General features: G+C 67.7%; 14 protein-coding genes. 8 read left to right on the forward strand and 6 right to left on the reverse strand.

What is annotated here, in order from left to right:
* Positions 1 to 22: 22 nt before the first annotated feature.
* From CCZ27_RS10445 to CCZ27_RS10470, 6 genes are all read right to left on the reverse strand, one after another.
* A complete protein-coding gene (locus CCZ27_RS10445) occupies positions 23 to 2,512 on the reverse strand; it encodes a S8 family peptidase (RefSeq protein WP_096447955.1) in 2,490 nt (829 codons plus the stop codon).
* Complete coding sequence (locus CCZ27_RS10450) at positions 2,490 to 3,518, reverse strand: AAA family ATPase (protein WP_096447957.1); 1,029 nt, start codon at positions 3,516 to 3,518, stop codon at positions 2,490 to 2,492. Before CCZ27_RS10450 ends, CCZ27_RS10445 begins: the two co-directional genes overlap by 23 nt.
* Before the next feature lie 42 nt (positions 3,519 to 3,560).
* Entirely contained in the window at positions 3,561 to 3,866 is a 306-nt protein-coding gene (locus CCZ27_RS10455; protein ID WP_096447959.1) for a helix-turn-helix domain-containing protein, read from the reverse strand.
* 147 nt (positions 3,867 to 4,013) lie between these two features.
* Positions 4,014 to 4,727 carry an IncC plasmid conjugative DNA transfer DtrJ family protein gene (locus CCZ27_RS10460; RefSeq protein ID WP_096447961.1) on the reverse strand — a complete coding sequence of 238 codons (714 nt, stop codon included), beginning with the start codon at positions 4,725 to 4,727 and terminating at the stop codon, positions 4,014 to 4,016.
* Positions 4,717 to 6,717 carry a type IV conjugative transfer system coupling protein TraD gene (gene traD, locus CCZ27_RS10465; RefSeq protein WP_198363320.1) on the reverse strand — a complete coding sequence of 667 codons (2,001 nt, stop codon included), beginning with the start codon at positions 6,715 to 6,717 and terminating at the stop codon, positions 4,717 to 4,719. The genes CCZ27_RS10460 and traD overlap by 11 nt, the downstream gene beginning before the upstream one ends.
* Positions 6,717 to 7,841, reverse strand: coding sequence for a TraI domain-containing protein (locus tag CCZ27_RS10470; RefSeq protein WP_096447965.1), 1,125 nt, complete (start codon positions 7,839 to 7,841; stop codon positions 6,717 to 6,719). The genes traD and CCZ27_RS10470 overlap by 1 nt, the downstream gene beginning before the upstream one ends.
* Positions 7,842 to 8,142: 301 nt before the next feature.
* Here CCZ27_RS10470 and CCZ27_RS10475 point away from each other — a divergent pair, with 301 nt between their 5' ends.
* The 8 genes from CCZ27_RS10475 to traV are packed head-to-tail and all read left to right on the forward strand — an operon-like array spanning position 8,143 to position 13,402.
* Complete coding sequence (locus CCZ27_RS10475) at positions 8,143 to 8,667, forward strand: lytic transglycosylase domain-containing protein (RefSeq protein WP_232516625.1); 525 nt, start codon at positions 8,143 to 8,145, stop codon at positions 8,665 to 8,667.
* 48 nt (positions 8,668 to 8,715) lie between these two features.
* Entirely contained in the window at positions 8,716 to 9,012 is a 297-nt protein-coding gene (traA, locus tag CCZ27_RS10480) for a TraA family conjugative transfer protein (RefSeq protein WP_198363321.1), read from the forward strand.
* A 12-nt stretch (positions 9,013 to 9,024) separates the two neighbouring features.
* The gene (traL, locus tag CCZ27_RS10485; RefSeq protein WP_198363322.1) at positions 9,025 to 9,315 is read left to right on the forward strand and encodes a type IV conjugative transfer system protein TraL; all 291 of its coding nucleotides are present in this window, start codon (positions 9,025 to 9,027) and stop codon (positions 9,313 to 9,315) included.
* The gene (gene traE, locus CCZ27_RS10490; RefSeq protein WP_096447969.1) at positions 9,312 to 9,935 is read left to right on the forward strand and encodes a type IV conjugative transfer system protein TraE; all 624 of its coding nucleotides are present in this window, start codon (positions 9,312 to 9,314) and stop codon (positions 9,933 to 9,935) included. Before traL ends, traE begins: the two co-directional genes overlap by 4 nt.
* Positions 9,868 to 10,605 (forward strand): type-F conjugative transfer system secretin TraK, encoded by a 738-nt coding sequence (locus CCZ27_RS10495; RefSeq protein ID WP_096447971.1) that lies wholly within the window; start codon positions 9,868 to 9,870, stop codon positions 10,603 to 10,605. The genes traE and CCZ27_RS10495 overlap by 68 nt, the downstream gene beginning before the upstream one ends.
* Positions 10,598 to 11,998 (forward strand): TraB/TrbI/VirB10 family type IV secretion system protein, encoded by a 1,401-nt coding sequence (locus CCZ27_RS10500; RefSeq protein WP_198363323.1) that lies wholly within the window; start codon positions 10,598 to 10,600, stop codon positions 11,996 to 11,998. Before CCZ27_RS10495 ends, CCZ27_RS10500 begins: the two co-directional genes overlap by 8 nt.
* Positions 11,985 to 12,815, forward strand: coding sequence for a DsbC family protein (locus CCZ27_RS10505; protein WP_096447975.1), 831 nt, complete (start codon positions 11,985 to 11,987; stop codon positions 12,813 to 12,815). Before CCZ27_RS10500 ends, CCZ27_RS10505 begins: the two co-directional genes overlap by 14 nt.
* Positions 12,812 to 13,402 carry a type IV conjugative transfer system lipoprotein TraV gene (gene traV, locus CCZ27_RS10510; RefSeq protein ID WP_096447977.1) on the forward strand — a complete coding sequence of 197 codons (591 nt, stop codon included), beginning with the start codon at positions 12,812 to 12,814 and terminating at the stop codon, positions 13,400 to 13,402. Before CCZ27_RS10505 ends, traV begins: the two co-directional genes overlap by 4 nt.

Raw genomic sequence — 13,402 nt, forward strand, 5'->3', positions numbered from 1 at the left:
CAGGGCGTCGCTCGGCACAATTTCAGACCACGATGGCAACCTTGTTGGCAATGACGGCGTACAGGTCCACTTCGGTCTGCTCGGTGTGGATCGACACGACGAGGCTGTATCTCGCAGGAAGGGCGTACCGCTCGAGCGCAGGTCGCGAACGCCACCAGCCAGCCGATGGATACACCGCGATGAATCCCCTGCTGGCCAAGTCCGCCGCGGTGCCTTGCCAGACATCGCGATGAAGCGACCCACGGTGACGCTGCCGCTCCCCCAGGTACCAATCCGTGTCCTTCGGGTTCACCGCATCGCCTTCGTCTTCGCGCTGGGCGGCGGCGTTCACTCGTGCGATGAAATCCTCCGTTGAAGCATCGAGCGGCCGCTGGACGTCGAACCGGAGGCGGTGCGACGGATAGTGAAACTTCGACGACACGCCTCTCGCCGAAGGGTTGGGCTCGATGAAGTACGACAGCGTGACGTGCAACTGCACCTCGGCATCGCCGAGGGCCTCCAACTCTTCCTTCGGCCAAGGAAGTGCATGCAAATTCATGTCGCGACTGACGACACCCCGCTTGTCATCCTTGCCATAGGGATGAACCAGGTCTTCGACCACCAACGTCAGCGAGTTGCCCGCGCTCCAGAGTGCCCGGTCGAGATCTGGCATCCCCCAGCCGCAGTGCCGGATGAGATTGACATAGTCCTTCTTGGTCGGCTTGGCATTGGCGGGCAGATACATCTGCCGCATTGCCGGTGTCCACCTGGCGGAGTGAACGATCAGTGCACGAACTGTCTCGGCGCGTAGCTGCGGATAGGCAGCCATGATCTGTGCAGCCATGCGCGCACACTGCGCCGAGGCGGCGCTGGTGGCGTTGGTCGTCGTGAACAGCCGTTCGTTGGGTCGGTGGTTTGTCGTGAGCAGGTTCAGGCTCGACATCCCCGTCGCCCCTTGCTGGTCCTTGGCGACGTTCCCGCCTTCAAATACAACGTCGGGCTTAAGCGGCCACGCGGGATCCCAGGTCATGGACGTGGTGGTGTAAGGGCTCAAGCCGCCATCGGGAGCGATTGCTACGAGCGAATCATGTTCAGTGTCGATCTTGTTCGTGCAGGCGCCCACGGTTATCGCATTCCATGCCTGCCCCGGGTCGTGAACGAGGTTGGTCGAGAGGCTGTCTGGATACGTCATCCAGGCCCCGTGATCCCGCGTGTTCCCGGCCGCGAGTACGAACAGCCGGGGATACTGGCCGGCGTCGTCGACGTCTGCTGCCATCCGATCGACCATGGAAGACCATGACGACGGGCGACCGCGGTCGCGGTAGTCAGAGGCGGTGACGGCGGATGCGAACACCCGTCGTCGATCTGCAGCAGTGACCTCCGGTCGGCTGACAGCCTCGGCGAACAGATAGGCGTGGTGTTTGCTGTCGCCTTCGTTCGACCCCTCGTCTGGCGTCAGCTTGACCGATTCGAGCCGGTGCGCGACCTGCACCACACCGGTCTCGCCCAAGACGTGCGTCAGGTCTCCATAGGCGGCAAGACCCGCCAAGCCAGTGCCATGGTTCGCCGTGTCGTCGACTCCCCACGCGGGATTAACCGAGTGCAGATCTGGCTCGGCTAGCAAGGGCTCAAGTAGCGGGTGGCCTCGATTGACGCCCGTATCGAGGAAGCAGACATGCGGCGCGTCCGTCCCCGCTGGGGCAAACTGCGCTTTTGCCAGCATGTCGTTCATCCACAGTCCCTGCTCTTCGACACCCATCGCATCGAAGAACTCGGCGGTGTCCTTGGCGCGGCGCAGTTCGGCAACACAGTTCAGCAGCATCACAGACTGTGTGAATTGACCCTGCGACCCGTACATCAGCAGGACGGTCCGTTCGGGGAACTCGGCTTGGTGTTCGCTAACGACACAGCCCGCACGCTCGGCGAGTTTTCTGAAATCTGAGACCACGGCCTGCCGCGCTGATCGCACCGGCAACCAGACCTCCCACCAGAACGCCTCATCTGGATTCTCCGGCAGTAGACCTGGATCGTCGGTCCAGAGAGCACGCAGCTCAGCGACGCGGATCGACGCGATCGTGTTCAGCAGGGCCTTGTGATCCAGCGCCTGCCCCTTCTTGCCCTTCTTTTCCTCCAGGTAGTCCGCGACGTAGCGCTCGAAATGATCGAGCCCTCCATCCGGCACGAAGACGTTGGCGTAGGTGACGTCACCCTCTCTCCGCACGCTCAGCAGTTCGATCTTCTTCCGATCGTCAGCGAGGCTCTGGAAAGCCAATTCCACGTCGGGCTGACCGACAAACTCAATCTGTAGGCCGAGTCCGCTCTCGAGCGCAAGCTCACGCTGAGACGCAGCCGCGGTTTCCGCTGCCGCTTCCAGCTCTTGCAGCTGCCCCCGCAGGGCCTGCCCGTGCGCCTGGCGATCGCGCTCAGGCAGCTTCTTCTTTCCGCCGCCCGGACTGTGCGCAGTGAAGGCGTGCGGTTGCGACGTGCCGTGAAGGAGAAGGTGCGCGCGCTTATCGGCTGCTGGATCCGGCATGGTTCACTGGCTTGTTGTTCTTCTCCAGCTTCTCACTCAACCTGCGACGCTCCAGGAGCGCCCGGCCAAGAGCATCCGCATCCACTCGCCCTCCTTCATGCATGACGACCTCCTTGATGGACTCGTCGACAGCACGGCGGATCTCAGCAAAGCTCAGACCAACGGTCTTCGCCGCCAATGCTTTGGCCGGCAATGGCTTGGGCGCGTAGGTGCCGAGACGAGACCGGATGAGAGCCATGGCCTGCTCTGGCGTCGGCAGGTGGTACTCGATGACATCGTCGAAACGACGGAACAACGCGTAGTCGAGGATCTCTGGGTGATTCGTAGCCGCCAGGATCAGGCTGGTCGACTGGTCGCGCTCGATCATCTGCAGAAAACTGTTGAGCACGCGCCGAATCTCTCCAACGTCGTTGGCCAAGCCGCGTTGTGACCCGATGGCATCGAACTCATCGAAGAAATAGACCCCGCGCACGTCCGTGACGGCATCGAAGACCTGTCGCAGCTTCGCGGCTGTCTCGCCCATGAACTTGGTGATCAATGAATCCAAACGCACAAGGAACAGCGGAACGCCGAGTTCGCCGGCAAGTACGGCTGCAGTCATCGTCTTGCCTGTGCCAGGTGGACCCACGAGCAGAAGTTTGCGTCGAGGCGACAAGCCGTGCTCGCGAATGCGGGCATGGAGGCGCTGTTCCTTCATGATTCGCTGCAACTGCTCGAGGACGACCGGATCGAGCACCATGTCGGCCAAGCGATTCTTGGGATAACTGACGTCAAGCAGGTTGGCCAGTTCGCCGCGCGGCCGCGCCAGGGGGACGAGCTTTCCGGGCTCGCCTGAGACGCTGCGCGTCTTGGCGGCATCAATCATGTCGCGCAACTCTTCGGCGAGCTTGCCGTGTCCGGCCTTCGCCTCATGCGCAGCGACCTGCATGGCGACGGAATAGAACTGGTTGTCGTCCCGACTGATGTGGGACTTGACCAGTGCCTTCAGTTGATCCGCGCTAGCCATCTCTATCCTCCGCTCCCGCGATACCGATGGCCGAAAGACCCCTCAGCCACGGACCGCCCCCGCGTCGTTCGCCGACAGAATCGATGACATGGCCGCGCGCTGCAGTCTCCCGGCCAGCCGACTATCGATGTTCCCCAGCTCCTTCTCTTCGGATGCCATCACGAAGAGCGCTCCAACAGGCACATGAAGCGCCTCGGCGATCTTCGTGATCATCGACAACGTCGGGTCGCGCTTGTTGTTCTCCAGCATCGACAGGTACGACACCGAGCAATCGGCACGCATCGCGACATCGGTCTGAGACACGCCGCGCCGCTTCCGACAGAGGCGAATAGCATTTCCCACGTCCATTGCGCACTACCCCCCGCTGAATCGCCCAGGAAACGGTGCTCCAACAGCCCGCCTTAGCCTTCCGAAATTTTACCAGCAGTGAAATCGCCGAGGAAGCTCTGTTTGCTGAGAAGCGCCGTCGACGAAAGCGCGAGGAGCCGGACCACACTACATGTGCTTCTTGTAGTACGCCCACTGCACACTCGCCAAGCCGCCGGTCAGCAGCGCGCCCAGCACCACGCACAGCTCCCACTGCACCGGCCCTGGCCACATCAAGAGGGCAACCCCGCCCAGCCCCAGCACCGCCAACTGCAGGTACTTCGCCCGGTGGTACAGGCTAGCCGACTCGCGTCCGCCGCACGCCCGGCGAATCGCACGCTGGGTGAACCCATCGGCGGCGCCGATCGCATACAGAAGCAGGAGCAGCGGCGCGAAGCGCGCCAGGATCGCCGCGCGCACGCCGAGCAGCTGGGTGCCGACCATCGCCGCCTCGATGCCCTCCCGGTGCGATACGTAGCTGCGCCGCATGATCGTGTCCGGGATCGACAGCGCGGACCCGTTGGCGAACTGTGTGCCCATGTCGTGGATGCCGGTGGCCTCGAACACGATCGAGTAGAGGGCATTCGCCGGCGCGGTGATGACGCCGGCGCCGGTGCGCTGCTGCGCGGCGAGCGCGATGCCTCGTGCGAGATCGTGAGCCAGGAGTTCGCGCAGTCGCTCGACCCCCTGTGGCCAGACCTTGAACACGAACACCCAGTCGACGATCCAGGCGCACAGCAGGAGCGCGACCAGACCCAAGGCCAGCGAGAAGGCCAGCTTCAGCGGGCTCAACAGCACCCCGGCCAGGGCGCCGTCGTGGAAGGCCGCACTCCTAGACGACACGCCGACCCTCCGGTTCGGAGGTGTCCTCCGGCTGATTCCAGGGCCCGTCGAGGCGGGCATGCAGTGTTTCGCCGATCGCGGCGAGGCTCGTCGGCATCAGCGGATCACTCGACGCCGAAGGCAGCGGCATCCGGATCTTGTACAGCTGGCCGCCGTGAATGAGCGCGAAGGCCTCGCCCTTGGGCAGTTGAACGAGATCGGTCGGCTCGAGCATCCGGACGGCTTCCGGAGCGATGCGGTCTTCGTTGCGGCTGGCGAAGTCCGCGAAGTCGACCGGATCGTTGGTGTCGGAGACCGACGACGACACGACGGTCGAGACCACGTGCACTTCGGGCAGCTGGCTGGTCAACAGCTCGGCGGTCGCGAGCTCCTTGACCCGCAGCATGATCAGAGTGTTGAAGTTGCCGGCGATCTGTCCGGCCTTCGCGGGCGAGCCGATACGCGCTTCCACGTCCGACCAGGTCTGCGTGTAGGCCGTCACCTGAAAGCCCGCACCGCCCGCCTTGTTCAGCAGCGGAATGAACTCGTCGCCGATCAGCTCGTTGAACTCGTCGGCGTGGATCGCGATCCGCCGGGGCGTCACCTCGCCCGGCAGTCCGCGACCGGCGCCGAACTTGTAGAGGCTGCCGGCCACGCTCGTGAGGTCCGCGAACATGGAGTTCCCCACCGCCGCGGCCACCTCGTAGTCGGAGAGCGCATCCAGCCCGACGTAGACGATGCCGCCCAGGTGGATCACCGAGGTCCAGTCGAAGACCGGACGCCAGTCGCTCGAATCGTCGAGCTCCGGCGACAACAGCGACGCGGTGCGACCGGTGGTGAGCTTCTCCATCAAGGGCAGCAGCGACGCCACCAGCTTGTCGAAGTGGCTCTTCTCGTAGTTGAGCGTCGATGCGAGCGCGTGGGCGATCGGGTCGTAGAGCTTCTTGCGCCGCGCGTATTCCACGAGGCTGACCGCACGCGCGCCGCGCGACTGCAGGCCCTTGTCGAGATTCCTCTTGTCGATGGCCAGCGATCGCAGCTCCTCACGCCAGCCCGCGGCGGCGGGCTCCCGGTCGAGCCAGTACTCGAAGTAGTCGATCAGCAGCGGCTCGACATCGGACGCGTAGCGGTTGATCTCCTGGTAATCGGGCTTGCGACCGAGCGCCACGAGCGCGCGGGCCATCACGTTCACGAATCGCCAGACGAACTCCTTGAAGGCGGCCGACTGGCCCTCCGACGGCAACTGGCCCGCAATGCGGGTGGCGACCTCGGTGATGCGCGAGAAGCTGCCCACCGGGTTGTAGCGCGCAGAGATGTCCGGATGCCCGAGGTGGAACATGAAGAACTCGCCGCCCCGCCCCGCCCGTTCGGCTTCCGCGAAGACACGGCGCAGCAGATCGACGTCGCCCTTCGGGTCGAAGACGATCACCACCTCGCCGCGACGGATGTCCTGGGCGATCAGCAACTCCGCCAGGCGCGTCTTGCCGACGCGTGTGGTGCCCAGCACCAGCGTGTGCCCGACTCGATCCTCCAGGTCCATCCAGATCTCGGTCTCGGCGGGCTCGACACCGTGGATCGCGGGGTCCCCGCCGACGCTACCGGTGCCTTCCTCTGCGGGCACGAACGCCGCCAACGCGGCTGCGAAGCCTCGGCCGTGCAGCAGTGGCTGGTTCGCTGGAAGGCGCGCCTCGAACAAGCGCTGGGTGTGACGCTGGTCCCACCGAAACCCGCGCCCCAGAAAGAGCCGATCCGCCGACCAGGGAATGTCGGCGGAGTGCAATTCGTAGCGCCGCCGGCGGCGCAGGTTGGCGCTATAGCGCAGCGTGCTCAGTCCGGCCGCGCCGCGCCACGCCGCGTGGCCCAGCAGCAGGCCGGCAAGCGCCAGGTGCCAGGGAGGAGAGACCAGAAAGAGCCCCGGGCTGCTCAGTACCAGGGCCGCGCCCAGTGCCGACACCGAGGCCGCGCCGAGTTCGTGCGCCGGCCGCAGCCGGCCTTCGAGCGGATAGGCCATCACTCCGCGGCCGGCGCGGAGCCACCGACGCGCACGAGCGCCGGGTTGATCGGCGGTACCGGATCGAAGAATCGGCCCGGCGCAAGGATCACGACGCCGTGGATGCGAGCGGCCGCGCGCCCGTCCTGCTTCCACGCATAGCCATGCAGGTTCACGCCGCCATCGGCCCGCAGGTGCCACCCGGCTCGCAGGACCTCGCGCTGCAGCCGCTTGGCGGCGTCGCCGGGCTCAGCCGGGCCGACGCCATCGCTCCGGACGAACGCCCGGAAGATGCCCGGTGAGGCGAGCAACAAGCCGTCCTCGACCCCGTGCACGAGCGCGCCGCGCACGTTCACCGGCAAGGTTCCGTCGGCGATCCCCTGCCGCACCCACTCCATGAAGCGTCGCGGTCGCGCGGCACCCGCCGCGTCGACGCCGTCGAGGAATTCGGGTCCGTCAGCCTCGGGCGCGATTGGCGCCGTCTCAACGCTCGCCTTCACCGCGCCGGCGATCGACGTCGTCTGCGCAGGAGGCAGGGTCGCCTCGACGCCCGAGCGCGTGCCGGTCACGGCGCGCTCCACCAGTTCGGCAATCGCGCTGGATGCCTCCGCGCTGCCCGCCAGCACGGCGCGCAGTTCCTCCATCAGCGGAGGATGTTCGGCCAACCAAGCCTGGACGATCGGCGGTACCCAGCGCTCGAACATTCGCACCGAATCGTCCGACTGAGCTCTGCCGGCATCGCGCAGCAGCGCTGCCGCGAACACCGCATAGGTCCATCGATGCGTGAGCGCGCCCAAGATCTCGGGTGGCGCATTGCGCGGCAGGATCTGGCCGCGCCGGTGATCGAGCGCGCGCAGAGCGGTCACGAGCCCGCGCTGGAGTTGTCCGCCCGGACCACGATATCGACTGGAGCCCGGTATCGGCCGCAGCTGCACGAACTCCGCATAGCCGTCGATCAGTGGCCGCGCCGCCAGCGCGAAGCTCTCCGCCGGAAACCCCATCCTGACGCGAAGCAGGACGATCAGGTTCGCCGCCCCGCTGCGATCGACGATCGCCTGCGCGGAGAGCGCCGGCCACTCGGACTCGATTGGCGACCCGATTGCTCGCGGCGACCCAGACCCGGAGGGCGTGTCGTTGAAGGTCATTCGACCAGTATTCCGGGCGGCTTGACGGCCATCAGCTTCGATCGAAGCCTCGACCAGGACCCGATGTCCTCTTGACGAGTTCGACCGAGCTTCGTCGTGAGCCACGCCGCAGCGTCGGCTCCTCGCATCGGCCGCTCGTCGCACATCGGCGGCAGAGATTCCGCGCCGATGCAAGCCGGATTTGGGGCTTCATCGAAGTCCCGATGGAGCCTGATTCACACGTGCTCGCTACCTAGGATGGCAACGCAATGCGGCTCGCTCGATGCGCCGCACTTCCGCGCCAACGTGAAGGGGGTTCCGATTGCGCAAGACAGCGAGCTGGGCACCGACGGCAGCACTGATCACCGCGATCGTCACGCTCGCGGCCCTGCCCGCCCACGCTTGCTGGGACGAGGCGGCCGCGCGCTACCGCGTCAGCAGCGAGCTGCTCTACGCGATCGCGCGCACCGAATCGGCACTCGACCCGCAGGCCGTTGGACGCAACCGCAACGGCACGCGTGACATCGGGCTCATGCAAATCAACTCGGCGTGGCTGCCCACGCTGGCCGCCCACGGCATCGGCGAGCGAGATCTCTTCGACCCCTGCACCAGCATCCACGTCGGCGCCTGGATCCTCGCCGGCAACGTCCAGCGCCTGGGCTACACGTGGGATGCGGTCGGTGCCTACAACGCCGCCAATCCCGCCTTGCGCCGCGCCTACGTCGACAAAGTTCGCCGCCACCTGCCCAGCGCCGACGACGGCGCACATCGCGCTCGCCACGGCGCCACCCGTACCGCCATCACCCGAGGCGACCACCGAGCACCGGTGGTCGCAACCCTGCCCTGACCGCTCGCCCGAGCACTTCCCCGTCACCCAACCACGAGACACCACACCATGACTCTGATCCGCCGCAGCAGCACCGCCGTTCCCCTCGCCATCGTCCTGACGCTCGCCGCCGGCTCGGCCCTGGCCGGGACCACCGGTACCGAGTTCCAGACGATGTACACGACCCTGCTCAACTGGGCGACCGGCTTCCTGGGCAAGTCGATCGCGATCGCCGCCTTCATCCTCGGTGCGGGAATCGGCATCGCGCGCTCCTCGCCGATCCCGGCGCTCGCCGGCGTCGTCTTCGCGCTCTTCATGGTCTACGTGCCGACCATCATCGACTCGATCATGACCGCCGTGATCTGACGGGGCGATGCCGTGATCGATGCGTCCCTCGACATCCCCCGTCGCCTCAATGACCCGCCGCGCATGTTCTGGTGGGACATCGACGTGGCCCTGCTGGTGCTGGGGGCCGCGCTGGCGAGCATGGTCGCGGGCTTCTTCGTGAGCGGCTGCGCCGTCGGCCTGCTGCTCGCCTCGGCCTACGGTCGCGCGAAGGCTGGCAAGCACCCGGCCTTCGCGCTGCACCTGCTGTACTGGCACCTGCCGGCTTTCATGACGGGCCTGAAGCGCACCCCGCCTTCCTACCTGCGCGAGCTGGCCGGATGAAGCTCGACTGGCTGCGCGCCGACATCGCCAGCGCGCGCCGCGCGAGCGCCCTGCTCGTGCTGCTGCTCGCCTGCTCGATGCTCGCCAACGTGACGCTGGCCGCCTTCGCGATGCACATGGCCGGCCGCGAGCGTGTTGTGGTGGTGCCGCCCAGCATCAACAAGACCTTCTGGGTCGAGTCCGAGCGCGTGAGCGCCGAGTACCTCGAACAGATGGCCTATTTCCTCCTTCAGCTCACGCTCAACGTCACGCCGCAGAGCATCGACCACCAGTCCCGGGTGCTGCTCCAGTACGCCGCGCCGGCCTCCTACGGGGAGCTGCGCAGCGTGCTGGCCACCGCTGCCGAGCGCGTCAAGCGCGACGGCGCCTCCACCGTGTTCAGCGCGCAGGACCTCGCCGTCGACGAACGCACCCAGCGTGTGGGCGTGCGCGGCCTGCTCACCACATTCATCAGCGACCGCCGCGTGTCCGAGGTCTCGAAGGGCTACGCCATCGAGCTGCAGTACGCCGGCGGCCGGATCTTTCTGAAGGCGTTCCGGGAGACCAGTCCCAATGACCCGCTCGAAATCCAAGCTCAGTCCCAGCTCCGCCTGGCTCCTGCTGCTGGCACTGGCCGCTAGCCTCGCTACCCAGCCCGCCCTGGCGCTGCAGGTCGTCGACGCGCGCGACGGCGAGACCGTGCTCGCCAAGGTCTCTCGCAAGGAGGTGACGCGCATCTCCGTCGAGCGGGACCGCATCCGCAAGGTGACGGGCAACGCCGGCGAATTCGTGCTGGAGAAGGACGACGAGAAGGGCCAGGTCTTCATTCGGCCGGTCTCGCCGGACAGCACCAAGCCCATCAACCTCTTCGTCAGCACGGAGCGCTCGACCATCGGGCTGCTGCTGCAGCCGGTGGACACCCCGAGCGACGCCATCGTGATCCGCGAGGCCCGCGACGCCGTGACCGGACCCGCACGCATCGAGCGCAGCGGCCGTCACGTGCGCACGATGAAGAACCTCCTGCTCGCGATGGCCGAAGACGCGCTGCCCGACGACATGGAGGTGCGCGAGCCCGGGCGCGACCTGACCCTCTGGCCCGGCGCAAGGCTCACGTTGCAGCGCCAGTGGCTGGGCAGCGGCGTGGTCGGCGAGAAGTACCAGCTCGTGAACACCGGCGCGTCCGCGCTCGAACTCGCCGAGCGCGATCTCTTCAAGCGCGGCGTGATGGCCGTGAGCGTCGAGCAGGCGGCCCTGCGCCCGGGCGAGACCACGCAGCTCTTCGTGATCCGGGAGCGCCGCGCCGATGACTGATCCAGTCCTGCCGCCCGGCATGTCGCCGACCGGCACGTCTCACCCGTCGGGGCAAGGGTCCCCGTCGGCCCCGGCGGAGCCGACGGCCGCTGCCATCAAGCGCCGCCAGGTCCTGTTGCTCGCGGGCATCGCCGGCACGATCGTGGCCGGCACGCTGCTGTCGGTCTCTCTGACCGGTACGAAAGGCAACGACGCGCCGCCCGCGAAGCCGCAGTCGACGAACATCCTCGCGCCCGGTGCGCAGGTCGATCCCCGCGACGCGTGGCGCGGCCAAGCCGATGCGCAGCTGAAGGCGATCGAGCAGCGCTCGCGCGACCTCGCGCAGCGCAATGCCGAGCTCGAAGGCCAGGGCAAGGAAATGCTCGAGCGGCTGAAGAAGCTCGAAGGCAACGGACTCACGCCGCTGCCGCCTCCGCCCGTCACCGCCCCGGCGGCACGGCCGAGTTTCGGGCCGGATCGCCCGGGGAGCGCGCTGCCGGACGCCGGTCCGCAGCGCTTCCCGCCGCCGCCACCCTTGCCGCAGGGCGCCGTGCAAGGCGCCGGTCTGCCACCGCCGCCCGGCGCCGTTCCGAGCGCGCCGACGCCCACGGGCATCGTCAGCATCGTGCTGGGGGACGTCGCAGCGGGCAAGGGTGCCAAGCCGGCTGCAGACGCGGCGGCCGCCGCACCAGCCAGTCGAGACACGCGCCGCTACCTGCCCAGCGGCGCCTTCACCCGGGCGGTCCTCCTCGGCGGCCTGGATGCGCCCACCGGCGGCCAAGCCCAGCGCAATCCCCAACCGGTCCTGCTGCGCCTCGCGGACAACGCGATCCTGCCCAACCAGTTCCGCGCGCGCGTGAAGGAGTGCTTCATCGTCGGCGCCGGCTATGGCGACGTGAGTTCCGAGCGCGCCTACATCCGCACGGAGTCGCTGTCATGCGTCACCCGCGACGGCACGGCCATCGACGTGCCAGTGAAGGGCTACGTGGCGGGAGAGGACGGCAAGGCCGGCATGCGCGGACGCCTGGTGTCCAAGCAGGGGCAGATCCTCGCCAACGCGCTGCTAGCCGGCGTGGCCAGCGGCATCGGTCACGCCTTCACGCAGAGCTCAACAACGCTGTCGGTCTCGCCGCTGGGCACCACCAGCACCGTCGACCCCGGCAAGCAGCTCGAAGCCGGTCTGGGCACAGGCGTGGGCAAGGCGCTCGACCGGCTCGCCCAGTACTACATCAGCCTCGCCGAGAAGGTCTTCCCGGTGATCGAAGTCGACGCGGGCCGCAGCGTCGACGTGGTCCTCACGCAGGGCGTGGCCCTGCCCGGGACGCTGGACGCCGCCGGCACCGATCCCGACAACCTCGCGCAACTCGCCGAGCGCGCCCGCACCCTCCGGAGGAACGACGATGAAGACGACTGACGCGCGCCTCGCGCTGCGCGCTCTCGCTGCCAAGGCCACATTGGCCGCGGCGCTGACCACCTGCCTGAGCGTCACGGCACTTGCGCAGCCCAGCCAACCGCCAACCACGCCCGAGCTGACCAGCCTCATCGGGCGCCTGCAGGCGCTCTACCCCTCGACCCGCTTCGGCGAGATCCGTCCGACGCCGTGGCCGGGTGTCTTCGAAGTGGCGATGGGCGCCAACCTCGCCTACGTGGACGCGAGCGGCCAGTACTTCCTGTTCGGCCACCTGTACGACATGAAGGCACAGCGCGACCTCACCGCCGAGCGCAAGGACACGCTGGCGCGCATCGACTTCAACGCGCTGCCGCTGGCCGACGCGATCAAGGACGTGCGCGGCCGCGGTTCCCGTGCGCTCGCGATCTTCAGCGATCCGGACTGCCCGCACTGCCGCCGGCTGGAAGCCGAGTTGAAGGGCCTGTCCGACGTGACGATCCACACCTTCCTGATGCCGATCGCCTCCCTGCACCCGCAGGCGCGCGCGAAGGCCATCGCCGTGTGGTGCGCGAAGGATCGCCTCGGCGCCTGGCAGGCGCTGATGACCCGCGACCAGGTGCCACCCAGCGCGGACTGCGCACACCCGGTCGATCGCAACGTCGCACTGGCCGAGCGCCTCGGCGTGACCGGCACCCCGACGCTGATCGCCGCCGACGGTCGCGTGCTGCCCGGCGCCGCGAGCGCCGAGCAGATCAACGCCTGGCTGTCGCGCTCGACCACGAGCGCCGAAGGCCCCGCGCTGGGCAACCCCGCGGCCCAAGCGACGGGCAAGGCGCCATGACGGACATGCGCCGCACCGTAACCCTCCTCGTCGGCGCGACCGCCACGCTGTTGGGCGGCTGCGCGTCGACGATGAGCGGCCTCGGCGGCGAGGGCGGCTACGCCTGCAAGGCCCCGGTCGGTTCGCAGTGCACCTCGGTCTCGGGCGTGTACGCGAACTCGATCCACGGCCAGCCGCCCGTCTCCGACTTGCCAAAGCCCGCCAAGGGCCCCGAGAGCGCGGCAGCCGCCGCGACGACCGCCCCGGCATCCATAGCCGCTCCGGGGCGTGGCACGCCGCCATCGGCACTCCGCTCCCAGCCGCGCGTGCTGCGCCTGTGGATCGCGCCTTGGGAGGACGCCGACGGCGATCTGCACGAGGCCTCGGTGGTGCACGTGCTGGTCGACACCGGCCGCTGGCTGATCGAGCGCGTCACTCCGGCGAATCGACAGCGCGTCGATGCCGTGCGGCCTCCGATCCCGTCCGCTGCCCCCGCCTCCGGCCCGGCATCGGCGAGCGAGCCCGCGTCGTCCACAGAGACAACGCCCGATCGCTTTCCCCCGCGCACGGGACTGCTGCCCGGTGGTGGCGCGACCCAGGAGCCCTGA

Source organism: Thauera sp. K11, from assembly GCF_002354895.1.
In the GTDB taxonomy this organism is placed as follows: Bacteria; Pseudomonadota; Gammaproteobacteria; order Burkholderiales; family Rhodocyclaceae; genus Thauera; species Thauera sinica.

Excerpts from the sequence above, each read along its gene's own strand:
- traV (WP_096447977.1), top strand. The coding sequence starts at position 12,812 with ATGACGGACATGCGCCGCACCGTAACCCTCCTCGTCGGCGCGACCGCC.
- CCZ27_RS10445 (WP_096447955.1), bottom strand. The coding sequence starts at position 2,512 with ATGCCGGATCCAGCAGCCGATAAGCGCGCGCACCTTCTCCTTCACGGC.
- CCZ27_RS10500 (WP_198363323.1), top strand. The coding sequence starts at position 10,598 with ATGACTGATCCAGTCCTGCCGCCCGGCATGTCGCCGACCGGCACGTCT.
- CCZ27_RS10470 (WP_096447965.1), bottom strand. The coding sequence starts at position 7,841 with ATGACCTTCAACGACACGCCCTCCGGGTCTGGGTCGCCGCGAGCAATC.
- traD (WP_198363320.1), bottom strand. The coding sequence starts at position 6,717 with ATGGCCTATCCGCTCGAAGGCCGGCTGCGGCCGGCGCACGAACTCGGC.
- CCZ27_RS10455 (WP_096447959.1), bottom strand. The coding sequence starts at position 3,866 with ATGGACGTGGGAAATGCTATTCGCCTCTGTCGGAAGCGGCGCGGCGTG.
- CCZ27_RS10495 (WP_096447971.1), top strand. The coding sequence starts at position 9,868 with ATGACCCGCTCGAAATCCAAGCTCAGTCCCAGCTCCGCCTGGCTCCTG.
- traE (WP_096447969.1), top strand. The coding sequence starts at position 9,312 with ATGAAGCTCGACTGGCTGCGCGCCGACATCGCCAGCGCGCGCCGCGCG.
- traA (WP_198363321.1), top strand. The coding sequence starts at position 8,716 with ATGACTCTGATCCGCCGCAGCAGCACCGCCGTTCCCCTCGCCATCGTC.
- CCZ27_RS10450 (WP_096447957.1), bottom strand. The coding sequence starts at position 3,518 with ATGGCTAGCGCGGATCAACTGAAGGCACTGGTCAAGTCCCACATCAGT.
- CCZ27_RS10505 (WP_096447975.1), top strand. The coding sequence starts at position 11,985 with ATGAAGACGACTGACGCGCGCCTCGCGCTGCGCGCTCTCGCTGCCAAG.